Consider the following 24,182-nt stretch of genomic DNA (forward strand, 5'->3'; position numbering starts at 1 on the left):
GGCCCCAGCCTCGAACTGCCACAGGGTGGCCGCAGTATGACAGACCCGCGTACGGCTGCGGCCGGGCGTCCGGTGCGACGACCGGACGGGTGTCAGAACCAGCCCACCTGGGTGACGAACATGGCGACGACGACCACGAGGGTCCAGCCGAGGACGTGCTCCAGCCAGGCGGAGTCCTCCTGGGGGCCACCGGTGCGGGTGAGGCTCCCGGCGGGTGCGGATGCGGTCGGGGCGGCGGTTTCTGCAGTCATGGTGTCCAATGTGCCAGCATTCGCGGTAGACGTGGGTCACTGGTGGCGCACGTCACGCGGCCGGGCCCCGGCCGCTCCGGCGGGTGCGCGGTGCGGTCGGGGCCCGGCGGCGGTTCCTCTCCGGCGCCGCCTCCGGTGTCACCTGCGGGTGTCGCGGTCGCGGCCGGCCATGGCCGCCATCGCGAGGCCGAGGCAGAGCGCGACGCAGCCGGTGATCACGTTGCTGACCACGGAGCGCGCCACGTCCATCTCGCCGGCGATGGCCCAGGGGGCGATGATCGTCCAGGCGCCCAGGACGACCGCCGTCCACGCCATGGCGTGGGTGCGTTCGTAGGCGGATCCCAGACCGCCCATGCACAGACAGAACGCCAGGCCGACGATCAGGTTGTTGATCGCCAGCGGGGTCAGGACGCTGAATCCGGCGATCCACGGCGAGGCGGCCAGGTACAGGCCGGTTATCAGGGCCAGAGCCTCGACGGCCTGCGCGCGGGGAGTGCTGGTCACCCGCTCGAACCGGGTGCGCATCTCGGCGAGGTCGGGGTGGTGCTCGATGCTGGGGTGGGTGGTCATGGCGGGCCGCCTCCTATGAGAAGCCTTTATGTGCCATTTACCCCATTATGTTCCGCTTATCCGACCCGCCTGGTCAACGGGCAATTTCGCCGCCGGCTCACAGCACGCCCACGCTGCGCAGGGCGATGATCTGGGCCGGGGCCGGCAGGGCGGGTGCGAAGAGGTAGCAGACCCCGCCGCTGCCGGAGGCGATCTTCCCGGCGGCGGCCGTGCGCTTGGTGCGCAGCCAGACGTTCTCCCACTCCGCGCGCTGGTAGACGCGGCGGACGGAGGGGTTGTCGTGCGCGTGGGGGTCGTTGACGACGACGTCGCCTGCGGCGGTGAAGCCGACGACGGCCATGAGGTGGCCGGCCGTTCCGTAGCCCGCGCCCGTGAGCTCGTCCGCGCGGAAGGAGGTGGAGGTGATGACGGGGATGCCGGCCCGCACCACGGTCTCCAGGTCGGTCATCGAGGCGAGGCGGGTGACGACCGCGGCGAGGCCGCTGTAGGTGGCGGCGTAGGCGGCGTTGAAGGACCAGTTGCCGCAGCCCTTGTAGGCGGCGTCATAGGTGGCGCGGGCGGCGTGGCAGACCTGCGGGTCGGAGTAGGTCGGGTTCACCCAGGCCAGGGTGGCGGGGTCGGCCTTGCGGCCGAAGTACTCGATGACCATCTGGGAGGAGGTGGGGCTGCACCAGGCCTCGCCGCCGTTGTCGTATTCGGGGTAGCGCCCGATGTGGATCTGCTGCGAGTAGCGCGGGACCTTCAGCTCGTGGGCGGTCCCGGAGGGGCGGGAGGCGGGGACGGTGAACCGGTCGGGGACGGCGGAGGCCATCGCGCCCGCGAGCCAGACGGTGGGGCCCTCGGACGCGCCGGGCCGGCGGTGGAGGGTCAGGCGCAGCTGCCATCCGGTGATCCGCAGGCCGTCGGCGGCGGCGGGCGCGTCGAGCGCGAGGGTGTCGGTCCAGACGGTGGAGCGGCCGTCGGTCTGTCCGTCCACCGAGGTGCGGCGGATGTCGGCGTCGCCCGAGGCCCAGCGGCCCATCACGTACCAGGGGGTGGCGGTGCCGTCGGTGTAGGCGGCGCGCAGCTCGGTCTGGATCCAGGTGCCGGCAGGGGTGCGGGCGTTCCAGGAGGCGACGGCCTCGGTGGCGGCCACCGTGGAGCGGTGCACCGGGGAGGTCCAGGTGGCGTACTCCCAGGTGCTCTTGCGTCCGGTGTGGGGGTCGGCGTACTCGGTGCGGCCGGCGGCGGTGGCGATCCGCAGGCCGGGGCGGGCGCCGGCGACGGCGGTGGTGCCCTGGTGGGTGCCGGCCGCCCAGTGGCCGTAGGAGTACCAGAAGCGGTTGTCGACGGTACGGCCCTGCGCGCGGGGGGCGGCGGCTGCCGGGGCTCCGCCGCCGGGGACGGAGGCGGCGGTGGCCGCGGTGGCGACCGCGAGCGCGGCGACGAGTACGGCCCTGCGTGGCGTGGGTGCGGTCATCGCGTGGTCCCCCGGGTGGGTCGGCGCATCGGTGGTGTCACCCTTGCAGGTTCCCGGCGGCCGGGGGCCCAAGCCATGGGTCGTGTCGGGCTTGTCTACGCTGGTCGGGTGGAGCCGCACCGGTCACTGGAGTCCCTTGCGCGGGAGCTCGCCGCCCTGCCCTGTTCCCTCGGCCCGGTGCGCCTGATCGGGATCGACGGGCACGCCGGTTCCGGGAAGAGCACCTTCGCGGGGCGGCTCGCCGAGGCGCTGGGCGGGGCACCGGTGCTGCATCTCGACGACGTGGCCAGTCACGAGGAGCTGTTCGGCTGGGAGGAGCGGCTGCGTGCCCAGGTGCTGGAGCCCCTGGCCGCCGGGCGGCCCGCGCGCTGGACCCCGTACGACTGGGTGGAGCGCCGCTTCGGGCCGGAGCGGGTGCTGGAGCCCGCGCCGGTGCTCCTGCTGGAGGGGGTCGGGGCCGGGCGGCGGGCGCTGCGCCCGCATCTGGCCCGGCTGCTGTGGATGGAGACGCCGCGGGCCCGGTCCTGGGCTCGGGGCCGGAACCGGGACGGGCATGCGCTGTCCGACTTCTGGGACGGGTGGGAGCGCGCGGAGCGCGCGCACTTCTCCAGTGATCCTTCGCGCCCCTTCGCCGACACCCTGGTACGCCAGAGCAGTACGGGATACGAGTGGTCTTCCGGGGCCGGAGCGACGGCTGGAACCTCCCCTTCCATCACTGACGGTGACGGACTCCCCCGGGCCTGAAACGGCTCCGGAACCCCGCCGCGGCGGGCCTGCGCCGACCCGCTTGACCCGGGCGCCGCAGCGGCCTTACGTTCTGAATGCGGCGCCTTTACCGGCCGCCGCGCACGCGAAGCCCCCGGTTGTTCCCCCGTGATCGGGGGCTTCGTCGTGCCCGCGACCCCCGCCGGAGAGGTGCGTGCGCGGTTCAGGCGGCCCCCCGACGTTCACTCTGTGTCATCACAGGGGCCGGTGGTGCCCGCTCGAACCGTACCCGCCGCACCCTACGTAAGGTGCGAAAGCGCAGGTACGATGCAGCCCTGAATTCAGCGACGCCAGGCGGGGGCACCGGACAACTCGCGCGCTCGGAGCGGGGGTTGCCGCGCACCACGGGGCAGGCTTGTGGGGGACGTGATGGATTTCGGCACGCCGGGCAGCATGCACGCCCCGGCCGAACTCGCCTGGCTGCGAGGGGTCGACGCCTGCACCATGGGCGCGTACCCGCAGGCCGAGGAGGAGTTCCGGACGGCCGTGCGGCTCGACCCCTCGATGGCCGACGCGTGGCTGGGCCTGCACGCGCTCCGGGTCGACACGGGCAATGCCCTGTTACGCATGTACGCGCACCGGGACCGCTTCGGCGAGCAGCGCAGCCGGCACCGCCGGACGCTGAACTCCTGGTACTGGCTGGGCTGGTGGGTGCAGCCGGTGCTGGAGAGCCGGCGCGACCTGCTGCTCGCCCACGCCTCGCACTGGCTGGACGGCCGGCACGTTCCGGAGCTGGACCAGGCCCTGGCGGCGCTGCCGCCGGTGGACACCGATCCGCAGGTGCGGTTCCTGCACGCCTGCCGGTCCTATCTGGTCAAGGACTGGGAGCAGTTGGTCCGGCACACCGAGCCGCTGGTGAACGATCCGCTGCTGGGGATCGAGGCCGGGCTGTTCGGCGGGATGGCGCGGGTCCGGCTGGAGATGTACGGGCAGGCCGAGCCGATGCTGTCGGCGGCGCTGATGCGCTGCCGCAGCGAGCAGCCGCAGCGCAAGGAGCTGCGCTACTGGCTGGCCCGGGCACACGAGGGGACGGGGCGCAGTGCGGCGGCGCTGCCGCTGTACCGGGCGGTGCACCGGGTGGATCCCTCGTTCATGGACACCGCGGCGCGGCTGACGGCCATCGAGGACGGCGACGACACGGACGGCATGGCCGATCTGGCGGGCCTGGCGGGGTGTTCCGGGTACGGCGGCTACGCGGGGTACGGCCCGTCGCCGGTCGGCGGGGACTTCGCGGCGGTCGCCCTGGGCGGGGGGCCGCTGGGCGGCGGGCCGGTGCAGGACATCGCCCCGGACGGCCAGGCGGGTGCCGACCCGCTGGGTCCGGTGCCCGTGCCGCCGGGCCGGATGGAGGGGGTACGGCGCAAGGCGACCGTCCCGCCTCAGGGCTCGGCGGAGGGGCTGCCGGCCGGGCCGTCCGATCCGGCGGCGCTGGCCGAGGCGCTGGCGGAGCTGGAGCGGATGGTGGGCCTTGAGCCGGTCAAGCGGCAGGTGAAGGCCCTCTCGGCGCAGCTGCACATGGCGCGGCTGCGGGCCGGGCAGGGACTGCCGGTGCAGCCTCCGAAGCGGCACTTCGTGTTCTCCGGGCCCTCGGGGACGGGCAAGACGACGGTGGCCCGGATCCTGGGCCGGGTCTTCTACGCGCTGGGGCTGCTCGGCGGGGATCATCTGGTCGAGGCCCAGCGGGCCGACCTGGTGGGCGAGTTCCTGGGCCAGACGGCGGTGAAGGCCAACGAGCTGATCGATTCGGCGATCGGCGGGGTGCTGTTCGTGGACGAGGCGTACTCGCTGTCGAACACGGGCTACAGCAAGGGCGACGCGTACGGCGACGAGGCGCTGCAGGTGCTGCTGAAGCGGGCCGAGGACAACCGCGACCACCTGGTGGTGATCCTGGCGGGCTATCCGGCCGGGATGGACCGGCTGCTGGCGGCGAATCCGGGGCTGTCCTCCCGGTTCACCACGCGGGTGGACTTCCCCAGCTACCGGCCGGCGGAGCTGACCGCGATCGGCGGTGTGCTGGCCGACGCGAACGGGGACCAGTGGGACGAGGAGGCCCTGGAGGAGCTGCGCAGCATCAGCGGGCACGTGGTGGAGCAGGGCTGGATCGACGAGCTGGGCAACGGCCGCTTCCTGCGGACCCTGTACGAGAAGAGCTGCGCGTACCGGGACCTCCGGCTGGCGGGCTTCGCGGGTGAGCCGTCGCGGGACGACCTGGCCACCCTCCGGCTGCCGGACCTGATGCAGGCGTACGGGGAGGTCCTGTCGGGCCGCGGGCCGCAGGAGCGGCCGGAGCCGCCTCTGTGAGCCGGCGGGGCCGGGCGTGCCGCCGCTGCGGCGGTACGCCCGGCCCCCTCGGCTATGTACGGCCGGCCGGGATCCGGTGGGCCGGGTCGCGGACTTCGCCCACCAGCATCTCCAGGACGTCTTCCAGGGTGACCAGGCCGAGGACCCGGCCGCTCTGGTCGGCGACCTGCGCCAGGTGGGTGGCGTCGCGGCGCATGACGCCGAGGGCGTCGTCCAGGGGGACGGTCGCGCACAGGGTGGTCATACGGCGCCACACCCGCTGGGGTACGGCCCGTTCCCGGTCCTCCAGGTCCAGTACGTCCTTGACGTGCAGGTAGCCCATGAAGGCGCCGCTGTCGGAGCGGACGGGGAACCGGGAGTAGCCGGTACGCACGGTCAGCTGTTCGATCTGGCGGGGGGTGACGGCCGGGCCGACGGTGACGAGGCGGTCGCGGTCGAGGAGGACGTCGGTGACGGGGCGGCTGCCCAGTTCCAGTGCGTCCTCCAGCCGCTCCTGCTCGACCGGCTCCAGGAGCCCGGCCTGCCGGGAGTCCTTGAGGAGCCGGCCCAGCTGGGTGGAGGTGTAGGCGGCTTCGACCTCGTCCTTGGGCTCGACCTTGAACAGCTTCAGGACGAGCTTTGCGCAGGCTCCGAGCGCGGTGGTGACCGGCCCGCAGAGGCGGGCGAAGGCGACCAGGCCGGGGCTGAACCACAGGGCGGTCTTCTCGGGTGCGGCCATGGCGAGGTTCTTGGGCACCATCTCGCCGATGACCAGGTGCAGGAATACCACGGCGGCGAGCGCGAGGGCGTAGCCGAGGGGGTGGATCAGGCCCTGCGGTACGTGGACGGCGTGGAAGACGGGCTCCAGCAGCCGGGCCACGGTCGGCTCGGCGACCGCGCCGAGGGTGAGGGAGCAGACGGTGATGCCGAACTGCGCCGCGGCCATCATGCGGGGCAGGTTCTCCAGGCCGTGGAGTACCTGGCGGGCCCGCTTGGACTCGGCCGCGAGGGGTTCGATCTGGCTGCGCCGTACGGAGACGAGTGCGAACTCGGCGCCGACGAAGAAGCCGTTGGCGAGGACGAGGAGCAGTGCGAACAGGAGTTGGAGCGCGTTCACCGGGCGGCGCCTTCCAGCGCGGCCCGCTGGGGGGCGGCTTCGCCGTGGCGGGCGGAGCCGGGCACCGGGGCGCCGGCGGGAGCCGCGGGGTGCCGGTGCGCGCCGGCGGCGGGTACGGCCGTCAGGCGGACCAGGCGGACGCGTTCCGCACGGTTGCGGCCGACCCTGCGGACGGACAGCTTCCATCCGGGGAGGTCCGCGCGGTCCCCGGGTGCGGGGATCCGGCCGAGCAGGTCGGCGACGAGGCCGGCGACGGTCTCGTAGGGGCCCTCGGGCACCTCCAGGCCTATCCGGCGCAGCGTCTGCACGCGGCAGCTGCCGTCGGCATCCCAGGAGGGGCGGCCGTCCTCGGCGGGTACGGCGGCCAGCTCGGGGGTCTCGTCCTCGGCGAGGTCGTGCTCGTCGCGGACCTCGCCGACGAGTTCCTCCACGATGTCCTCCAGGGTGACGACGCCGGCGGTGCCGCCGTACTCGTCGACGACCACGGCCATGGGCTGCTCGCTGCGCAGCCGCTCCAGCAGCGGCTGCACCGGGAGGGAGCCGGGGACCAGCAGCGGCGCGACGCAGATCCGGCCGACGGTGGTGCGGTCGCGTTCGGCCTCGGGCACGGCGAGGGCGTCCTTGAGGTGGACGACGCCGGTGATCTCGTCGATGCGTTCGCGGTAGACCGGGAAGCGGGACAGGCCGGTGGCGCGGGTCAGGTTCAGCACGTCGGCCGCGGTGGCCGTGTGCTGGAGGGCGCTGACCTTCACGCGGGGGGTCATGACGTGCTGGGCGGTGAGCTCGCCCAGCGACAGGGTCCGTACGAAGAGGTCGGCGGTGTCCTGTTCGAGGGCGCCTGCCTGGGCCGAATGGCGGACCAGGGAGACCAGTTCGCCCGGGGTGCGGGCGGAGGCCATCTCCTCGGTGGGCTCCACGCCGAGCGCCCGTACGAGCCGGTTGGCGACGGCGTTCAGGCCGGCGATGACCGGCCGGAAGAGGCGGGAGAAGGCGTTCTGCGGGCCGGCGACGAAGCGGGCCACCTGGAGGGGCCGGGAGACCGCCCAGTTCTTCGGGACGAGTTCACCCACGACCATCTGGACGGCGGAGGCGAGCAGCATGCCGATGACGACGGCGACGCCGGAGACGGCTCCCTTCGGCAGGCCGGTCGCGGTGAGCGGCCCGGCCAGCAGCGCGGCGAGGGCGGGCTCGGCGAGCATGCCGACCACGAGGGAGGTGATGGTGATGCCCAGCTGGGTGCCGGAGAGCTGGAAGGACAGCTCCCGCAGGGCCTTGACGACCGTGCGGGCGCGGCGGTCTCCGTCGGCTGCGGCGCGCTCCGCCTCGGGGCGTTCCACCGTGACGAGGCCGAACTCGGCCGCCACGAAGAATCCGTTGGCGAGGATCAGGGCGAACGCCGCCGCGAGCAGGAGTAGCGGGATGGTCATGCCGCCGCCTCCGGAGGGAGGGCGGCGCGGGTATTACCGGACGATCCGTCCATTGCTGGAGGGAGTCACTCCTTGAGTAGCAGGTGCCCGCGGGCCTCGGGGTCCCGGGGCCGGTGGGAGGGCGCACGGCTGCGCCCCGCCACCAGGTTAGTCATTGAGATCGCGGCCGCAACGGTACGCGGCTGCGGGCGTCGGCGGGGTCACTGGTCGTTTGTGCCGGTTCCATGTGTTTCGACGAGGGCGCGCAGGGCGCGCGCGTCGCTGATGGCCTGCTGCCTGGCCACGCCCGGCTGGATGCCGAGCGCGGGCAGGCTGGTGCCGTCACTGAGGTCCAGGAACACCCACGGGTCGCCGGGGCGGAGGTTGACCCGGAGGATCTCCGCCCAGGCCAGACGGCGGACGTTGGTGAGGTTGACGACGGTGACGCCGTCCTCGTCCGCGGTCACCTTGGGGCGGCTGAGCAGGACGAGTACGGAGCTCAGCAGGACGGCGGTGAAGACGAAGCTGATCCGCTCGCCGGGGCTGAGGTTCTCCAGCAGCACGGCGATGGCCGTGATGGTGGCGAACATGGCGAGCCCGACGCCCAGCAGGACGGCCCGGGTGCGGGTCGGCCGGAAGGTGACCGGCAGGGCGGGCGGTACGGGCGGGGCGGCGGACTCGGCCATGGTGCGTTGCCTTCTGGGTGGCGTACGGGCGAGGGGGCGGCGTGCCGGTGGGCACGCGGGTCCTCAGAGGCGGCAGGCGTGGATCGAGGTGGTGAGGATCGCGCGGGCGCCGAGCTCGTACAGGTCGTCCATGATGCGCTGGGCCTCCTTGGCGGGGACCATGGCGCGGACCGCGACCCAGCCCTCGTTGTGGAGCGGGGAGACGGTCGGCGACTCCAGGCCCGGGGTGAGGGCGACCGCGCGCTCCAGGTGCTCGGCGCGGCAGTCGTAGTCCATCATCACGTAGCTGCGGGCCACGAGGACGCCCTGCAGGCGGCGCAGGAACTGCTGGACCTGCGGGTCGTCGGCGTCGGCGGCGTTGCCGCGGATGACGACGGCCTCGGAGGTGAGGATGGGCTCGCCGATGACCTCCAGGCCGGCGTTGCGCAGGCTGGTGCCGGTCTCGACGACATCGGCGATGATCTGGGCGACGCCGAGCTGGATGGCGGTCTCGACGGCGCCGTCGAGGTGTACGACGGAGGCGTCGATGCCCTGGTCGGCGAGGTGCTTGGCGACGATTCCCTCGTACGAGGTCGCGATGGTCATCCCGGTGAAGTCCTCGGGGCCCTTCGCGGTGCCGGGTGTGGTGGCGTAGCGGAAGGTGGAGCGCCCGAAGTTCAGCGGGAGGATCTCCTCGGCGCTGGCGCCGGAGTCGAGCAGCAGGTCGCGGCCGGTGATGCCGATGTCGAGCTTGCCGGAGGAGACGTAGATCGCGATGTCCTTGGGGCGGAGGTAGAAGAACTCCACCTCGTTCTCGGGGTCGACGACCACGAGTTCCTTGGACTCCTTGCGCATCCGGTAGCCGGCCTCATGGAGCATCGCCGACGCCGGTCCGGAGAGTGAACCCTTGTTGGGGACGGCGATGCGCAGCATGGGGCTTCCTTTGATGCGTGGTGTGCGTGGTTTGCGTGGGTGCGGACGGGCGGGTGCGGACCCGGCCCGGGCTCAGAGGTGCGCGTAGACGTCGTCGAGGGAGATCCCGCGCGCGACCATCATCACCTGGACGTGGTAGAGCAGCTGGGAGATCTCCTCGGCGGCGGCTTCCTTGCCCTCGTACTCGGCGGCCATCCAGACCTCGGCGGCCTCCTCGACGACCTTCTTGCCGATGGCATGGACGCCCTTGTGGACGAGCTCGGCGGTGCGGGAGGTGCTGGGGTCGCCTTCGACGGCCTTGTGCTGGAGCTCGGTGAAGAGCTCTTCGAAGGTCTTGGAGGGTTTGTTCGCCATGATGTCCCTAGAGTAGAGGCTCACCCGGGTGCCCCGGTGCCGGGGTTCACTCCTCGGACACTCAGCGCCAGGGTTCACTGACGGTGCGCAGGGTCATGGCGGTGGAGACGGCGGCGGTGACCGCTTCGTGGCCCTTGTCCTCGTTCGATCCTTCGAGTCCGGCGCGGTCCAGTGCCTGCTCGTCGTTGTCGCAGGTCAGTACGCCGAAGCCGACGGGAACCCCGGTGTCGATGGACACCTGGACCAGGCCCTGGGTGACGCCCTGGCAGACGTAGTCGAAGTGGGGGGTGCCTCCGCGGATGACGACGCCGAGGGCGACGATGGCGTCGTAGCCGCGCCCGGCGAGGACCTTCGCCACGACCGGGAGCTCGAAGCTGCCGGGGACGCGGAGCAGGGTGGGCTCGTCGATGCCCAGCTCGTGCAGGGCCCGCAGGGCGCCGTCGACCAGTCCGTCCATGACCTTCTCGTGCCACTGGGCCGCGATCACGGCGACTCGCAGGTCTCCGCAGTTCTTCACGCTCAGTTCGGGTGCGCCCTTGCCGCTCACAGCTCTGCTCCTCGGTGGTCGGTGGATGTACGTACGGGTGGTGGTGCTTGCTTACTGGTTGCCGCAGGCGGACGTGGTCACGGCCCCGTCCAGCCAGGGCAGGTCGTGGCCCATCCGGTCCCGCTTGGTGCGCAGGTACCGCAGGTTGTGCTCGCCCGCCTCGACCGGCATGGCCTCCCGGCTGGTGACCGTGATGCCGTGCCGTTCCAGGGCGGCGGACTTGTCGGGGTTGTTGGTCAGCAGGCGGACGCCGTGGACGCCGAGGTCGGCGAGGATCTGCGCGCCGGCGGCGTAGTCGCGGGCGTCGGCGGGCAGGCCCAGTTCCAGGTTGGCGTCGAGGGTGTCGCGGCCGCGTTCCTGGAGTTCGTAGGCGCGCAGCTTGGACAGCAGTCCGATGCCGCGGCCCTCGTGGCCGCGCAGGTAGACGACGACGCCGCGGCCCTCGGTCTTGATGCGTTCCATGGAGGCGTGCAGCTGGGGGCCGCAGTCGCAGCGCTGGGAGGCGAAGATGTCGCCGGTCAGGCACTCGGAGTGCATGCGGACCAGGATGTCGGAGCCGTCGCCGATGTCGCCGTGGACGAGTGCGACGTGTTCGACGCCGTCGACGGTGGAGCGGTAGCCGTGGGCGGTGAAGTCGCCGAACGCGGTCGGCAGGTTGACCTCGGCCTCGCGGCGGACGGTGGGTTCGGCGGAGCGGCGGTAGGCGATCAGGTCCTCGATGGAGGTGATCGTCAGGCCGTGCTTGCGGGCGAAGGGGATCAGCTCGGGCAGGCGCAGCATGACGCCGTCCTCGCCGGCGATCTCCACGATGGCGCCGGCCGGGCGCAGGCCGGCGAGGCGGGCGAGGTCGACGGCGGCCTCGGTGTGGCCGTTGCGGACGAGGACGCCGCCGGGCTTGGCGCGCAGGGGGAAGACGTGGCCGGGGCGGACGAAGTCGCCGGGGCCGCTGACGCCGTCGGCGAGGAGGCGCAGGGTGGTGGCGCGGTCGGCGGCGGAGATGCCGGTGGTGACGCCGTGGGCGGCACTCGCGTCGACGGAGACGGTGAAGGCGGTCTTCATCGACTCGGTGTTGTTCTGGACCATCTGCGGGAGTTCGAGGCGGTCGAGCTCCGGGCCCTCCATGGGGGCGCAGATCAGGCCGCGGCACTCGCTCATCATGAAGGCGACGATCTCGGGGGTGGCCTTCTCGGCGGCGATGACGAGGTCGCCCTCGTTCTCGCGGTCCTCGTCGTCGACGACGACGACGGGCCGGCCGGCCGCGATGTCGCGGATCGCCTGTTCGACGGGGTCGAGGCGGAAGGTCTCTTCGGGGATGTCGGGCACGGGCTTGAGGGTGGTCATGCCGCTGCTCCTTCGAGGGCCGGGGCGGGGGTGGTGCGGGAGCGCTGGTACCAGTCGTAGGCGCCCCACACCACGAGGGCGAAGTAGACGACGTAGACCAGGCCGGAGAAGGCCAGTCCGCCGGTGAAGGCGAGGGGGACGCCGACGAGGTCCACGAGGAGCCAGGCGAACCAGAACTCGACGAGGCCGCGGGCCTGGGCGACCATCGCGACGATGGTGCCGACGAAGATGTAGGCGTCGGCCCAGGGGCTCCAGGACAGCGTCGGGTAGAGCGTGAAGAGGCCGCCGACGGCGAGGGTGCCGAGGGCCGCGCCGCCGAGGAGCAGTGCGCGTTCGGTCCAGGTGGCGGTGCGTACGGCGATGGAGCCGTCCTGGGCCTGCTGCCTGCCGCGGTGCCAGGCGGTCCAGCCGAAGACGGCGACGCCGATGACGAGGAGCTGCTTGCCGACGCCGCCGGCGAGGTGCGCGGAGGCGTAGGCGGCGATGAGGATCAGTCCGGAGAGCAGCTGGGCGGGCCAGGTCCATATGGAGCGGCGCCAGCCGAGGGCGAGTGCGGCCAGGCCCATCAGGTTGCCGATCATGTCGGACCAGATGACCTTCTGGCCGAAGACGGTGAAGGCTTCCGCGTTGAGCCAGTTCAGGGCGGTCACCGGGCTTCTCCCGCCGGGTCCGCGTGCAGCGGGTCCACGCCGGCGGCGAGGAGGCGTTCGACGTACTTCGCGAGGACGTCGACTTCGAGGTTGACCGGGTCGCCGGGCTGCTTGAGGCCGAGGGTGGTCAGCGCGAGGGTGGTGGGGATGAGGCTGATGGTGAACCAGTCGGCTGCGGCCTCGACCACGGTGAGGCTGACGCCGTCGACGGTGATGGAGCCCTTCTCGACGACGTAGCGGGAGAGGTTGCGCGGGAGGGCGACCTTGACGATCTCCCAGTGCTCGGAGGGGGTGCGGGAGAGGATCTCGCCGGTGCCGTCGACGTGGCCCTGGACCAGGTGGCCGCCGAGCCGTCCGCCGAGGGCCATAGGGCGCTCCAGGTTGACGCGGGAGCCCTTGGCCAGGGCGCCGAGGCTGGAGCGGTTGAGGGTCTCCTGCATGACGTCGGCGGTGAACTCGCCGTCGGCGGTCTCGACGACGGTCAGGCAGACGCCGTTGACGGCGATGGAGTCGCCGTGCTTGGCGTCCTCGGTGACGAGGGGGCCGCGCAGCCGGAAGCGGGAGGCTTCCTGGAGCGGCTCGACGGCGGTGACCTCGCCCAGTTCTTCGACGATTCCGGTGAACACTCAGTGCTCCTTGGGGGCGGTGGCGGGAAGGGCGGTGATGCGCAGGTCGGGGCCCACGCGGACGGCCTCGGTGATGTCGAGGCGCAGGGCGTGGGAGATGTTCGTGACGCCCGCGTCGGCGAGGGCGGCGGGGCCGGCGCCGAGCAGGGCGGGGGCGAGGTAGCCGACGACGCGGTCGACGGTGCCGGCTTCGAGGAAGGCGCCCGCGAGGGTGGGGCCGCCTTCGAGGAGGAGGGAGCGCACGCCGCGGGCGTACAGCTCGGCGAGGAGCCGGTCGAGGGGGACGCGTCCGTCGTGCAGGGGCAGCCGGAGCAGGTCGGCGCCGGGCAGGTGGCGGGTGTCGGCGTCCTCGGCGACGACGAGCAGCGTGGGCGCGGCGTCGTCGAGGATGCGGGCGGTCGGCCGGAGGCCGGCGCGGGTGTCGAGGGCCACGCGCAGGGGCTGGGTGGCGCCGTCGATGCCGCGGACGGCCAGGTGCGGGTCGTCGGCGCGCAGGGTGCCGCCGCCGACGAGGACGGCGTCGGCCTCGGCGCGCAGGCGGTGGACGTCCGCGCGGGATTCGGCGGAGCTGATCCAGCGGCTGCTGCCGTCGGCGGCGGCGCTGCGGCCGTCGAGGGTGGCGGCGTACTTCCAGGTGACATGGGGCCGGCCGAGGCGTACGGAGGTCAGCCAGGCGGTGTTGACGGCCTCGGCCTCGGCCTGGAGCAGGCCGGCCTCGGTGTCGATCCCGGCGGCGCGCAGGGTGGCGGCGCCGCCGCTGGCCTGCGGGTTCGGGTCGGGGACGGCGTAGACGACGCGGGTGACGCCGGCGTCGGCGAGGGCCCGGGCGCAGGGTCCGGTGCGGCCGGTGTGGTTGCAGGGTTCGAGGGTGACGTAGGCGGTGCCGCCTCGGGCGGCGGAGCCTGCGGCGCGCAGGGCGTGGACCTCGGCGTGCGGTCCGCCGGCCCGCTGGTGCCAGCCCTCGCCGACGACGGTGCCGCAGGCGTCGGTGATGACGCAGCCGACGACCGGGTTGGGGCTGGTGGAACCGAGTCCGCGGGCGGCCAGCTCGACGGCTCGTCGCATGGCACGGGTTCCCGCGTCGGGTGCGGGTGCTGCGTGCGCGGCGTGTGTCGCCACCGGGTCCTCCTGCCTCGTCGGGCACGGACTCCGGGGCCTGTCGGGATACGACAGATGAAGCGGAACAGCTCACGTGGGGACGCCGAGGCCGGTGAAACGGTTCGACCGGGCGCATCCGACAGGGATGCGCCGATGAACCGCCGACGGCGGCGTACCGGTGACTGGCCCGCCGCGCACTGCCTCCCATCCGGACTTTAACCGTCGGTCCAGGAATTTCACCTGGTCAACCGGCCGCTGGCTGCGGACGGGTCGCGGACTATACCGCCGGTTCGGAATTACACCGACCCCGGAGTGCGCTGCTACTGGTACTCCAGCCAGTTTGCCACGGCCGATCGCCCGCCATGCGGGTGATGTGGTGTGGCCTGGCTCACAGAGGGTGACTCGGGGGCTACGCCGGGGCGGGCCGGGTCTGGATCCGGGGGTGGGGCGGGCGCGGATCTGCGGCGAGGCCCGAGAACCGGTCGGGGCACACCCGACCTCGGGTCCGGGCGAGGAGAAAGCGCTTTGGTCCAGACCTATTGACGGGTTGGTCTAGTCCTCTTAACGTTCCCTTCAACTTCCCGGGAACGCCCGTCAGATGTGCGCACGTCACGGGCCAACACGCTTGCACACCCATCACGTTGTTCCACGCTGTGTCCACCCGTCACCTGCATCCTCCCCTCCCCAGGAGGCACAATGCCGTCCCCCACACGCACGAGAGCGATGCTCCTGGCATCCGGCGCCGCAATCGCCGGACTGCTGGTCGGCGGACTCTCGGCGGGCGTATCGCACGCTGCCGACCACGAGAGCTGCCGCCCCGACGGCCTCTACAAGACCGCCGGCGTCGACGTGCCCTACTGCTCGGTCTACGACTCCGAAGGCCGCGAGAAGATGGGCGCCGACCACCAGCGCCGCGTCATCGGATACTTCACCGGCTGGCGCACGGGCAAGGACGGCACCCCCGCCTACCTGGCCAACGACATCCCGTGGTCCAAGGTCACCCATTTGAACTACGCCTTCGCCCACGTGGGCGCCGACAACAAGATCTCGGTCGGCACCGACAACGCGAACAACGCCGCCACCGGAATGACCTGGCCGGGCGTCGCGGGAGCCGAGATGGACCCGGCGCTCCCCTACAAGGGCCACTTCAACCTGCTGAACAAATTCAAGAAGCAGTACCCCGACGTCAAGACGCTCATCTCGGTCGGCGGCTGGGCCGAGACCGGCGGATACTTCGGCGACGACGGCAACCGGGTCGCCTCCGGCGGCTTCTACTCGATGGCCACCAACGCCGACGGATCCGTCAACCAGGCCGGCATCGACACCTTCGCCCAGTCCTCGGTCGACTTCATCCGCGCGTACGGGTTCAACGGCGTCGACATCGACTACGAGTACCCGACCACGATGAAGGACGCGGGCAACCCGCTCGACTGGCAGCTGTCCAATGCCCGCCGCGCCGGCCTGGTCCAGGGCTACGCGGCCCTGATGAAGTCCCTGCGCGAGAAGCTCGACCGCGCCGGCGCCGCCGACGGCAAGCACTACCTGCTCACCGTCGCCGCCCCTTCCTCCGGCTACCTGCTGCGCGGCATGGAGACGTACCAGGTCCAGAAGTACCTGGACTACGTCAACATCATGTCCTACGACCTGCACGGCGCCTGGAACGAGTACGTCGGGCCCAACGCCTCGCTCTTCGACGACGGCAAGGACGCCGAACTGGCCGCCGCGGGCGTCTACTCCACCTCCCAGTACGGCGGCATCGGCTACCTGAACACCGACTGGGCCTACCACTACTTCCGCGGCTCGATGCCCGGCGGCCGCATCAACATCGGCCTGCCCTACTACACCCGCGGCTTCAAGAACGTGCAGGGCGGCACCGACGGCCTGTGGGGCAAGGCCCCCTCGACCACCTGCCCGGCCGGCGCGGGCCTGACCAAGTGCGGTGACGGCGCGGTCGGCATCGACAACCTGTGGCACGACAAGGACACCAACGGGGCCGAGTCCCCGGCCGGCTCCAACCCGATGTGGCACGCCAAGAACCTGGAGAAGGGGGTCGTCGGCGACTACGTCACCAGGTACGGCTTCCCGGCGAACACCACCCTGACCGGCACCTACGCCCGCAGGTACGACTCCACCCTGGTGGCGCCGTGGCTGTGGAACGCGCAGAAGAAGGTCTTCCTGTCCACCGAGGACGAGCAGTCGGTGGCCGCCAAGGCCGACTACGTGGTGGACAAGGGCATCGGCGGCACGATGGTCTGGGAGCTCGCCGGCGACTACTCGTACAACGCGGCCAAGGGCCAGTACGAGATGGGTGACACGCTCACCGACACGATGTACCAGAAGTTCAAGTCGGCCTCCCCGTACGGCGCGAAGAAGGCGGGCTCGACCGCCCTGCCGACCCAGGCCGTGGACATCAGGACGGAGTTCACCGAGTTCAAGCTCGGCGACTCCAACTACCCGCTGACGCCGAAGCTGAAGATCACCAACAACACCGGTTCCACGCTTCCCGGCGGCACCGAGTTCCAGTTCGACTACGGCACTTCGGCCCCGAACAACGCCTCCGACCAGTCCGGCTTCGGCACCGCCGTGATCAGCAGCGGCCACACCGGCCCCAACGTCGGCGGCCTCAAGGGCGACTTCCAGCGGGTCTCCCTGAAGCTCCCCGCCTGGCAGACCCTCGCCCCAGGCGCCTCCGTCGACCTCGCGTTCAACTACTACCTGCCGGTGTCCACCCCCTCCAACTGGACGGTGAACATCTCCGGCGCCACCTATGCCCTCGCCGGGGACCTGGCCCGCGGTACGACCCTGGTCCAGCCCGGCGGCGGCACCCAGCCCCCGACCACTCCGCCGACCACTCCCCCCACGACACCGCCGACCACGCCGCCGCCCACCGGCGGGACCTGCACCAACCCGGCGTACGTCGCGGGCACGGTCTACAACAGCGGCAACGTCGTCTCGCACAAGGGCCGCAACTGGAAGGCCCAGTGGTGGACGCAGAACGAGGAACCCGGCACCACGGGTGACTGGGGCGTCTGGAAGGACCAGGGCGCCTGCTGACAACGTGAGGACCCTGAGGACCCGGTGGCCCGGCGGCCACCGGGTCCTCGCCCGTTCCCCCCTGCCCGCCCTCGTAGGCTGGCCCGGTGAGCACACATGTCACCGCGCACGCAGCGGACTTCGAGGAACACCGGCCCCGGATGTTCGGCATCGCCTACCGCATGCTCGGTTCCGCCGCGGAGGCCGAGGACATCGTGCAGGACGCCTACCTGCGCTGGGACTCGGCGGACCGCGCCGCCATCGAGCAGCCGGGAGCCTGGCTCGCCAAGGTCGTCACCAACCTCTGCCTCAACAGCCTCACCTCGGCGCGCGCCCGGCGCGAACAGTACGTCGGCCCCTGGCTCCCGGAGCCCGTCCTCACCGGGGACGGCACCCTGGGCCCGCTGGAGTCGGCGGAGCAGCGCGACAGCGTCTCCATGGCCCTGCTCCTGCTGCTGGAGCAGCTCACCCCCGTCGAGCGCGCGGTGTACGTGCTGCGCGAGGCCTTCGCCTACAGCCACCGGGAGATCTCCACCCTCCTGGACCTCACCGAGGCCAACTGCCGCCAGCTCTACCGGCGCGCGGCCGCCCGGGTGGCCGCCGACCGCGCGTCCACGCGGGAGAAGCGGTTCTCCGCCGACCCCGAGCGGTGGCAGGGACTCCTGGAGAGCTTCCTCACCGCCGCCCGCAGCGGTGACCTCGCCCGCCTGGAGGGCGTGCTGGCGGCCGACGTACGGTACGTGTCCGACGGCGGCGGCGTGGTCAACGCGGCGCGGCGGCCGATCCTGGGACGGGACAAGGTGGCGCGGTTCGCGATGGGCGCCATGGCGAAGTACGTGGCCGGGGTGCCGGTCAGCGTCGCGGAGGTCAACGGGGCGCCCGCGGTGCTCTTCGGCGAGGTGGCGGTCCTGCTGGTGGAATTCGAGAATGGCCTGGTCAGCGGCATCAGCACGGTGGTCAACCCGGAGAAGCTGGAATTCCTCAGGCGGCAGCTGTCACATTCCTGAGGGCTGTCCGGTCCCCGCTGGTGAACGCATCCCGACCGCCAGCGAAGGACGGACACCATGAGCGCCATCGTCGTCACCGGAGGCACCGGAACCCTCGGCTCGCTCGTCACCGAGCGGCTGAGGGCGGCGGGCCACGAGGTGCGCGTGCTGAGCCGGCACGCCCCGGACCACCCCGTCGACCTCCGCAACGGTGCCGGGCTGGACGCCGCGCTGGCGGGCGCGGAGGTGGTTGTGCACTGCGCGAGCGACGCGCGCGGAGGCGGCAGGGGCGACGTGGCGGCCGCGGGGAACCTGATCGCGGCCGCCCGGCGGGCCGGCACCGTCCGCAACATCGTCTACATCTCGATCGTCGGTGTGGACGTGGTCCCGCTCGGCTACTACAGGCGCAAGCTCCAGGTGGAGCGGCTGCTGGAGGCGTCCGGTCTGGGCGTGACGATCCTGCGCACGACGCAGTTCCACGACCTCGTGGCGATGGTGACGGACGCTCTGGCGAAGCTGCCCGTCGTGCCGATCCCGAAGGGCGTACGGGTACAGCCGATCGCCGTCGGCGAGGTCGCGGCCCGCATGGCGGAGCTGGCGGTCCCGACCCCGTCGGGCCGGGTCCCGGACATGGGCGGCCCGGAGATCCACGCTCTGCCCGACCTGGCGCGCACCTACCTGTCGGCGACGGGCCGCTCCCGCCGCGTCCTCCCGGTCCCCTTCCCCGGCAAGGCCTACGCGGGCTTCAGACGGGGCGGCAACCTGACCCCGTCCCGCGCGGTCGGCAAGGAACGGTTCGCGCACTTCGCGCGCGAGCGGGGACGGTAGGGGGCGGGGTCGGGGGGCGGAGTCCGGCCCGGGCGGGGTCGGATGGCGGCGGGAGCTCCGGGGAGCGGAATCCGCTCGGGCAGGGTCGGATAGCGCGCCGGGAACTCCGGAGAGCGGAATCCACTCAGGCAGGGTCGGAGATGTCCTGGGGGTTTCCCGTCAGTCCCATCGTCTCTCCGCGTCGGGCCGGTCCGTCAAGGGCGCTCCCTTCGGTCGCGTCACTTCGTGAGGGCCTTCGGCCCCCCTTGACCGCCCGTCCCGCCACGGAAATCCGAAAGACTGCCGGGAAGCCCCCAGAGGAACGGCCGGCCATCAAGACATCCCTCGTGGCGGTCGGGGCCGCGTGCCCGGATCCAGGAGCGCCACCAATCGCTACGCGCTCCTGTGAGGCGGCGTCTGCGAGCCTCTTGGGCTGGGAATAGGCCGCCACCAATCGCTACGCGCTCCTGCGAGACGGCGTCTGCGAGTCTCCGGGGCTGGGCATAAGCCGCCAGCGATCGCGGTGCGCTTATCCATCATGCGTCCGCGAGCCTCTCGGGTTGGGCATAGGCCGCCATCGATGGCCGCGCGCTCTCGATCACGCGTCCGCAGCTTCTTGGGTTGGGCATAGGCCGCCAGTGGTGGCCGCGCGCTCTCGATCACGCGTCCGCAGCTTCTTGGGTTGGGCATAGGCCGCCAGTGGTGGCCGCGCGCTCTCGATCACGCGTCTGCGGTTCGTCTGGGGCTGGGCACAAGCCGCAGAAAGCTTTCCGCGCCCCTCTTGGACGGCGTCCGGCCCCTGGGTGGGGTGGAAAAGCGTCAGATAACGGCTGGAGCGATGCCAATCCATGTCTGGGAGAGCGCGCACGGCCGAGAGGATGCCATTCGCCCCAAATACCCCCGTCTGTACCGACGGGTGGGATCTCGTCGTGGGCTTGACGGGGGTTGAGTTCGGCTGAGCCGAGGAATCGCCTTCCCGGCCCTCGAATTCGCCCCTCCCAGCCCCGAACGAGGGGCGGACGCGGTCGTCGAGGAGCGCGTAGCGATCGATGGCGGCTTATGACCAGCCCAAGAGGCTCGCTGACGCCGTACGGCAGGAGCGCGTAGCGATTTGACGCGCTCCTGGATCCGGGCGCGCGGCGCCAACGGCCCGTCTCGGTCTTGGACACCCGGCCCGTTCCTCTGGGGGCTTCCCGGCAGTCTTTCGGATTTCCGTGGCGGGACGGTCAGTCAAGGGGGGCCGAAGGCCCTCACGAAGTGACGCGACCAACGGGAGCGCCCTTGACAGACCGGCCCGACGCGGAGAGACGATTGGACTGACGGGAAACCCCCAGAACCTCACCGACACCGCCCGGGTGGCTCCCGCCTTCGAAACCCCCGCCGCGTCTCCCGGCTCTGCTCGCGTGGCTCCCGCTCCCGAAACCCCCGCCGCGCCTCCCGGCCCCGCCCTAGCGGCCCCCGCCCCGAAACCCCCGCCGCGCCTCCCGGCCCCGCCCCAGCGGCCCCCGCCCCGAAGCCCCCCCCCGCCCGCCCCCGCTACCGGCAGAGGGCTTCGTCCACCGTGGCGTCGAGGCGTTGCGTCACCGTCTTGTCGGTCGGCTGGGTGGTGACCGCCAGGTGGGCGGCGCGGCGGCCGTGTTCCGTGGCGCCGCCGCGGGTCTCGTAGCCGGGGAAGCTCCCACCATGGCCCCAGTAGACGCCGCCGCACGACAGGGGCCTGCTCACGAGGCCCAGTCCGTAGCCGGCGCCGCGGCCGAAGTAGTCGGCGGGGACGGTGGTGCGCATCTGCGCGAGCTGGGCGTCGGGGAGGAGGCGGCCCCGCAGGAGCGCGGAGAAGAAGCGGTTGAGGTCCGAGTTGGTGGAGACCATCTGGCCGGCCGCCCAGCTCCAGGAGGGGTCCATCTCGGTGATGTCGCGCAGTGGCCCGTCCGCGGATTCCCGGTGGTAGCCGTGGGGGTGCGGCTCGCGGATGGTCGCGTCGCCAGGGGCGGGGAAGTAGGTGTGGCGCAGGCCGAGGCGCTGGATGATGCGCCGGTCGACCTCCTGGGCGAGGGGCCGGCCGGTGACCTCTTCGACGATCAGGCCGGCCAGTACGTAGTTGGTGTTGCTGTATCCCCATCTGGCGCCGGGGGCGAAGTCGGCTTCGTGCCGGAGCGCGATGTCGACGAGATCGCGCGGGGCGTAGGGCCGGGGCTGGAGGTCTTCGTACTTGGTGTAGTTGGGGAGTCCGCTCGTGTGTTGCAGCAGTTGGCGGACGGTGATGTGACGGCCGTCGATGCCCTCGCCGCGGACGAGGCCGGGGAGGTGGGTGTCGACGGGGTCGTCCAGGCCGATCCTGCCCTCGCCGACCAGTTGGAGGACGACCACGGCGGTGAAGGTCTTGGTGTTGCTGCCGATGCGCACCTGACCGTCCCTGGGGACTTTCGATCCGGTGGCCAGGTCGCCCACTCCCGCGACGTAGGCGCGGGTGCGGCCGTCGCGTGTAGTGACGCTCGCGAGCGCGGCGGGCAGGCCGTCGGCGCTGACGAGCCGGTCGAGGCTCCGCTGGACGGTGTCGGTTCTGGGCGCGGCCGCGACGGACGGCGCCGTGGCGCTCAGGGCGCTCAGGGCCAGGACCGTGACGGCCGTGACCGCCGCCATCGGACGCAGGCTCTTTCGCGCGTGTGCGTGTGCGTGCCCATGCTCGTGCTCCCCCATGTGTCAACCCCTGTGTGTGTGCTGTTCGGCGGTGGGCGCCGGGGTCAACCCTTCCGGCCGCGGCCGCCCCGTGCGATCCCGCCACCGCCCGCACCTCGGGTGGGGTTAGCCCCCGAAGAGGACGCCCTGGGCCGCTTCGCGGGCGGCGATGCGGGCGCCCGACAGGACGGCCGGGTCGCCGAGGGTGGTGGCGCGGATCTCGGTGGGGACGGGGGTCAGCCTGGCCAGGCGGTGGGATACGCGGGCGGCGAGGGCGGGGCCGCCGGCGCGGCCGAGTTCTCCGGCGAGGACGACGCAGCCGGGGTCGAGGAGGGCGGCGGCGGCTGCCGCGCCGAGGGCGAGGCGTTCGGCGAGGGCTTCGAGGAAGGGTTCGCCCGCGGCTCCCGTGACGGCCTGTTCGGCGGTGCCGGTGAAGCCGTGCTCGCGTGCCAGGGCGGTCACGGCTTCGCGGCCGACCAGGGCGTGGAATCCGCCCGCGCAGTCGGCGGCCGAGGGGAGCCCACCGGTGCCGGGTACGGGGAGGAAGCCGATCTCGCCCGCGCCGCCGGAGGCGCCGCGGCGCAGTCGCCCGTCCAGGACGACGGCAGCGCCCACGCCGGCGCCGAGCCACAGCAGGACGAAGGAGTCCAGGTCCTGGGCGGCGCCGAGGCGCTGCTCGGCGAGGGCGGCCAGGTTGGTCTCGTTCTCGACGACCACGACGGCGGGCAGGGTCCGCTGCAGCGCCGTGACGAGGTCCCGGTGCCAGGCGGGGAGGCCGATGGTGTCCCGGAGTTCGCCGGTGGCGGGGGTGACCAGGCCGGGGGCGCCGACGACGACGGTGTGCAGTTCGGCGGCGCCGGCCTCGCGGGCGGTGCGCAGCAGGGCCGCGACGGCGTCCTCGGGTGCGTCGACGGGGAGGGCGGCTTCGGCGAGGGGGTGGCCGAGCAGGTCGGTGACGACGGCGGTGACCCGGTCGGTGCGGACGTCGAGGGCGGCCAGGTGGGCGCGGCCGGCGACGATTCCGTAGAGCTTGGCGTTGGGGCCGCGGCGCTGTGCGCCGGATTCGCCGACGACTTCGATGAGGCCGGCTTCGGTGAGGCGGTCGACGAGGTCGGCGACGGAGGGGCGGGAGAGGCCGGTCAGTGTTTTGAGCTGGGTCGCGGTCAGCGGTCCGGAGTCCTGGAGGAGTTGCAGGGCGAGGCGGTCGTTGATGGCGCGGGCCGTGCTGGGTGAGGCGGGGGACGGTACGGGGGCGGTCGCTGGGGTCACGGCGCCCATCCTAGGGAGTCGGGGCCATTATCTATCAGGCAGGGTCCCTGATAGTTTATGCGCCATGACCGGGGACACCGACCTCAGCCCTGCGCGCCTGCGCCGTGCCCGTTTCGCCATCGCCGCCGTCTTCTGCGCCCACGGCGCCGTCACCGGCTCCTTCGCCACGCGCATCCCATGGATCCAGGACCACGCGCAGCTCGGCGCGGGGACCCTGGGGCTCGCGCTCGCCTTTCCCGCCCTGGGCGCGGCGCTGGCGATGCCGCTGGCCGGGCGGATCAACCACCGCTTCGGCGCGCGGACCGCGCTGCGCGGGCTGCTGGCGATGTGGACCCTGTCGCTGATCCTGCCGAGCCTCGCCCCCAACCTGCCGGTCCTGTGCTTGGCGCTCCTGGTGTACGGGGCCACCGCGGGCATGTCGGACGTGGCGATGAACGCGCTGGGCGTGGAGACCGAGAACCGGCTGGGCCGGTCGATCATGTCCTCCCTGCACGGCATGTGGAGCGTGGGCGCGCTGCTGGGGTCGGCGGCCGGTACGGTCGCCGCGCACACCGGGACCGATGCCCGGCTGCACCACCTGGTGGCCGCGCTCGTGCTGACCGCGGTCGGGCTGGTCGCCGTACAGGGCGTGCTGGACCTGCGGAGCGCGGAGGGCGCCGAGGCGCCGCCGCATTTCGCGCTGCCGCCGAGGTCCGCGCTGCTGATCGGCGCGATCGGCTTCTGCGCGGTGTTCGCCGAGGGTGCGAGCCTGGACTGGTCGGCGGTCTACCTGCGGGACGTCCTGCACACGGACGCGGGTCTCGCGGCCGCCTCCACCACCGCCTTCGCCCTCACCATGGCCGTGGCCCGGCTCGTGGGCGACCGGGTGGTGGACCGCTTCGGGCCGGTGCGCACGGTCCGCGCGGGCGGCGTCCTGGCGACGGCGGGCGGTCTGCTCGTGGTCGGCGTCCGGCACCCGGCCGGGGCGCTGACCGGCTTCGGGTTGCTCGGTCTCGGCATCGCGGTGGTGGTCCCGCTGGCCTTCGCCGCGGCGGGGCGCAGCGGCCCGGCTCCGGCGCAGGCGATCGCCGGTGTCGCGACGATCACGTACACCTCGGGGCTGATCGCTCCGTCGGCGATCGGGGCGGTGGCGGACGCGACCTCGCTGGTGGTGTCGTTCGGGCTGGTGACGGTGTTGGCGTTCGCGCTGGTGGTGGGGGCCTCGGTGCTGCGGCCGAGGCCTGCGGTGGGGCAGTCTGGGGGCGGGTTCGCCGGGGAGGCCGGTCCGGCCGATCGAGACGAACCCGCCGATATACGGCCGTAACATGTCGACTGGCCGCAGCGGCACCCCGTGCGCTGCGGCCTCGATG

The 24,182-nt window shown here is 72.4% G+C and carries 21 protein-coding genes and 1 riboswitch; of the genes, 6 read left to right on the top strand and 15 right to left on the bottom strand.

The window, feature by feature from the left end:
- Nucleotides 1–92 precede the first annotated feature (92 nt).
- From BSL84_RS35315 to BSL84_RS05775, 3 genes are all read right to left on the bottom strand, one after another.
- Nucleotides 93–251: an SCO1431 family membrane protein gene (locus BSL84_RS35315; RefSeq protein ID WP_199838706.1), complete on the bottom strand. Its 159-nt coding sequence runs from the start codon at nucleotides 249–251 to the stop codon at nucleotides 93–95.
- A 138-nt stretch (nucleotides 252–389) separates the two neighbouring features.
- A complete protein-coding gene (locus BSL84_RS05770) occupies nucleotides 390–821 on the bottom strand; it encodes an SPW repeat protein (RefSeq protein WP_045323696.1) in 432 nt (143 codons plus the stop codon).
- A gap of 97 nt (nucleotides 822–918) precedes the next feature.
- Nucleotides 919–2,280 (bottom strand): peptidase C39 family protein, encoded by a 1,362-nt coding sequence (locus BSL84_RS05775; protein WP_045323695.1) that lies wholly within the window; start codon nucleotides 2,278–2,280, stop codon nucleotides 919–921.
- Between the two features lie 108 nt (nucleotides 2,281–2,388).
- Here BSL84_RS05775 and BSL84_RS05780 point away from each other — a divergent pair, with 108 nt between their 5' ends.
- Nucleotides 2,389–3,024, top strand: coding sequence for a uridine kinase family protein (locus BSL84_RS05780; RefSeq protein WP_075969956.1), 636 nt, complete (start codon nucleotides 2,389–2,391; stop codon nucleotides 3,022–3,024).
- 390 nt (nucleotides 3,025–3,414) lie between these two features.
- Nucleotides 3,415–5,346, top strand: a complete 1,932-nt coding sequence (locus tag BSL84_RS05785; RefSeq protein ID WP_199816322.1) for an AAA family ATPase — start codon at nucleotides 3,415–3,417, stop codon at nucleotides 5,344–5,346.
- A gap of 52 nt (nucleotides 5,347–5,398) precedes the next feature.
- On the opposite strand, the gene BSL84_RS05790 is transcribed toward BSL84_RS05785, so the two are convergent.
- The 10 genes from BSL84_RS05790 to ribD all read right to left on the bottom strand — a co-directional run bounded on the left by BSL84_RS05790 (nucleotide 5,399) and on the right by ribD (nucleotide 14,029).
- Nucleotides 5,399–6,442 carry a hemolysin family protein gene (locus BSL84_RS05790; protein ID WP_045323692.1) on the bottom strand — a complete coding sequence of 348 codons (1,044 nt, stop codon included), beginning with the start codon at nucleotides 6,440–6,442 and terminating at the stop codon, nucleotides 5,399–5,401.
- A complete protein-coding gene (locus BSL84_RS05795) occupies nucleotides 6,439–7,869 on the bottom strand; it encodes a hemolysin family protein (RefSeq protein WP_078849219.1) in 1,431 nt (476 codons plus the stop codon). Before BSL84_RS05795 ends, BSL84_RS05790 begins: the two co-directional genes overlap by 4 nt.
- 200 nt (nucleotides 7,870–8,069) lie before the next feature.
- Entirely contained in the window at nucleotides 8,070–8,534 is a 465-nt protein-coding gene (locus BSL84_RS05800) for a PH domain-containing protein (protein ID WP_045323691.1), read from the bottom strand.
- 63 nt (nucleotides 8,535–8,597) lie between these two features.
- Complete coding sequence (hisG, locus tag BSL84_RS05805) at nucleotides 8,598–9,446, bottom strand: ATP phosphoribosyltransferase (protein WP_030028825.1); 849 nt, start codon at nucleotides 9,444–9,446, stop codon at nucleotides 8,598–8,600.
- Nucleotides 9,447–9,518: 72 nt separating this feature from the next.
- Entirely contained in the window at nucleotides 9,519–9,800 is a 282-nt protein-coding gene (locus tag BSL84_RS05810; RefSeq protein WP_030028827.1) for a phosphoribosyl-ATP diphosphatase, read from the bottom strand.
- 61 nt (nucleotides 9,801–9,861) lie between these two features.
- Nucleotides 9,862–10,347: a 6,7-dimethyl-8-ribityllumazine synthase gene (gene ribH / locus BSL84_RS05815; protein ID WP_007262951.1), complete on the bottom strand. Its 486-nt coding sequence runs from the start codon at nucleotides 10,345–10,347 to the stop codon at nucleotides 9,862–9,864.
- A 51-nt stretch (nucleotides 10,348–10,398) separates the two neighbouring features.
- Nucleotides 10,399–11,688 (bottom strand): bifunctional 3,4-dihydroxy-2-butanone-4-phosphate synthase/GTP cyclohydrolase II, encoded by a 1,290-nt coding sequence (locus BSL84_RS05820; protein ID WP_045323690.1) that lies wholly within the window; start codon nucleotides 11,686–11,688, stop codon nucleotides 10,399–10,401.
- Nucleotides 11,685–12,338 (bottom strand): nicotinamide mononucleotide transporter family protein, encoded by a 654-nt coding sequence (locus BSL84_RS05825; RefSeq protein WP_030028831.1) that lies wholly within the window; start codon nucleotides 12,336–12,338, stop codon nucleotides 11,685–11,687. The genes BSL84_RS05820 and BSL84_RS05825 overlap by 4 nt, the downstream gene beginning before the upstream one ends.
- Complete coding sequence (locus BSL84_RS05830; RefSeq protein ID WP_030028833.1) at nucleotides 12,335–12,964, bottom strand: riboflavin synthase; 630 nt, start codon at nucleotides 12,962–12,964, stop codon at nucleotides 12,335–12,337. Before BSL84_RS05830 ends, BSL84_RS05825 begins: the two co-directional genes overlap by 4 nt.
- Nucleotides 12,965–14,029, bottom strand: coding sequence for a bifunctional diaminohydroxyphosphoribosylaminopyrimidine deaminase/5-amino-6-(5-phosphoribosylamino)uracil reductase RibD (gene ribD, locus BSL84_RS05835; RefSeq protein ID WP_045323689.1), 1,065 nt, complete (start codon nucleotides 14,027–14,029; stop codon nucleotides 12,965–12,967). It abuts the gene before it with no gap.
- A gap of 223 nt (nucleotides 14,030–14,252) precedes the next feature.
- Nucleotides 14,253–14,382: riboswitch (FMN riboswitch) on the bottom strand.
- 376 nt (nucleotides 14,383–14,758) lie between these two features.
- Between ribD and BSL84_RS05840 the strand changes: the two genes are divergently transcribed.
- From BSL84_RS05840 to BSL84_RS05850, 3 genes are all read left to right on the top strand, one after another.
- Nucleotides 14,759–17,116, top strand: a complete 2,358-nt coding sequence (locus tag BSL84_RS05840; protein ID WP_075969957.1) for a chitinase C-terminal domain-containing protein — start codon at nucleotides 14,759–14,761, stop codon at nucleotides 17,114–17,116.
- Between the two features lie 86 nt (nucleotides 17,117–17,202).
- Nucleotides 17,203–18,102 carry an RNA polymerase sigma-70 factor gene (locus tag BSL84_RS05845; RefSeq protein WP_234363416.1) on the top strand — a complete coding sequence of 300 codons (900 nt, stop codon included), beginning with the start codon at nucleotides 17,203–17,205 and terminating at the stop codon, nucleotides 18,100–18,102.
- 57 nt (nucleotides 18,103–18,159) lie between these two features.
- The gene (locus BSL84_RS05850; RefSeq protein WP_030030169.1) at nucleotides 18,160–18,909 is read left to right on the top strand and encodes an SDR family oxidoreductase; all 750 of its coding nucleotides are present in this window, start codon (nucleotides 18,160–18,162) and stop codon (nucleotides 18,907–18,909) included.
- 1,515 nt (nucleotides 18,910–20,424) lie between these two features.
- Here BSL84_RS05850 and BSL84_RS05855 read toward each other — a convergent pair.
- Both BSL84_RS05855 and BSL84_RS05860 read right to left on the bottom strand, forming a co-directional pair.
- Complete coding sequence (locus BSL84_RS05855) at nucleotides 20,425–21,528, bottom strand: serine hydrolase domain-containing protein (protein WP_075969959.1); 1,104 nt, start codon at nucleotides 21,526–21,528, stop codon at nucleotides 20,425–20,427.
- Nucleotides 21,529–21,690: 162 nt separating this feature from the next.
- On the bottom strand, nucleotides 21,691–22,842 hold the full coding sequence (locus BSL84_RS05860; protein ID WP_075969960.1) for an ROK family transcriptional regulator: 1,152 nt from the start codon (nucleotides 22,840–22,842) through the stop codon (nucleotides 21,691–21,693).
- A gap of 55 nt (nucleotides 22,843–22,897) precedes the next feature.
- Between BSL84_RS05860 and BSL84_RS05865 the strand changes: the two genes are divergently transcribed.
- The gene (locus BSL84_RS05865; protein WP_075969961.1) at nucleotides 22,898–24,136 is read left to right on the top strand and encodes an MFS transporter; all 1,239 of its coding nucleotides are present in this window, start codon (nucleotides 22,898–22,900) and stop codon (nucleotides 24,134–24,136) included.
- Nucleotides 24,137–24,182: the final 46 nt, after the last annotated feature.

Source organism: Streptomyces sp. TN58 (assembly GCF_001941845.1).
Taxonomy (GTDB): domain Bacteria; phylum Actinomycetota; class Actinomycetes; order Streptomycetales; family Streptomycetaceae; genus Streptomyces.

Excerpts from the sequence above, each read along its gene's own strand:
- BSL84_RS35315 (WP_199838706.1), bottom strand. The coding sequence starts at position 251 with ATGACTGCAGAAACCGCCGCCCCGACCGCATCCGCACCCGCCGGGAGC.
- BSL84_RS05810 (WP_030028827.1), bottom strand. The coding sequence starts at position 9,800 with ATGGCGAACAAACCCTCCAAGACCTTCGAAGAGCTCTTCACCGAGCTC.
- BSL84_RS05770 (WP_045323696.1), bottom strand. The coding sequence starts at position 821 with ATGACCACCCACCCCAGCATCGAGCACCACCCCGACCTCGCCGAGATG.
- BSL84_RS05865 (WP_075969961.1), top strand. The coding sequence starts at position 22,898 with ATGACCGGGGACACCGACCTCAGCCCTGCGCGCCTGCGCCGTGCCCGT.
- BSL84_RS05860 (WP_075969960.1), bottom strand. The coding sequence starts at position 22,842 with ATGGGCGCCGTGACCCCAGCGACCGCCCCCGTACCGTCCCCCGCCTCA.
- BSL84_RS05820 (WP_045323690.1), bottom strand. The coding sequence starts at position 11,688 with ATGACCACCCTCAAGCCCGTGCCCGACATCCCCGAAGAGACCTTCCGC.
- BSL84_RS05785 (WP_199816322.1), top strand. The coding sequence starts at position 3,415 with ATGGATTTCGGCACGCCGGGCAGCATGCACGCCCCGGCCGAACTCGCC.
- ribD (WP_045323689.1), bottom strand. The coding sequence starts at position 14,029 with ATGCGACGAGCCGTCGAGCTGGCCGCCCGCGGACTCGGTTCCACCAGC.
- BSL84_RS05775 (WP_045323695.1), bottom strand. The coding sequence starts at position 2,280 with ATGACCGCACCCACGCCACGCAGGGCCGTACTCGTCGCCGCGCTCGCG.
- hisG (WP_030028825.1), bottom strand. The coding sequence starts at position 9,446 with ATGCTGCGCATCGCCGTCCCCAACAAGGGTTCACTCTCCGGACCGGCG.
- BSL84_RS05800 (WP_045323691.1), bottom strand. The coding sequence starts at position 8,534 with ATGGCCGAGTCCGCCGCCCCGCCCGTACCGCCCGCCCTGCCGGTCACC.
- BSL84_RS05850 (WP_030030169.1), top strand. The coding sequence starts at position 18,160 with ATGAGCGCCATCGTCGTCACCGGAGGCACCGGAACCCTCGGCTCGCTC.
- BSL84_RS05795 (WP_078849219.1), bottom strand. The coding sequence starts at position 7,869 with ATGACCATCCCGCTACTCCTGCTCGCGGCGGCGTTCGCCCTGATCCTC.
- BSL84_RS05855 (WP_075969959.1), bottom strand. The coding sequence starts at position 21,528 with ATGGCGGCGGTCACGGCCGTCACGGTCCTGGCCCTGAGCGCCCTGAGC.
- BSL84_RS05840 (WP_075969957.1), top strand. The coding sequence starts at position 14,759 with ATGCCGTCCCCCACACGCACGAGAGCGATGCTCCTGGCATCCGGCGCC.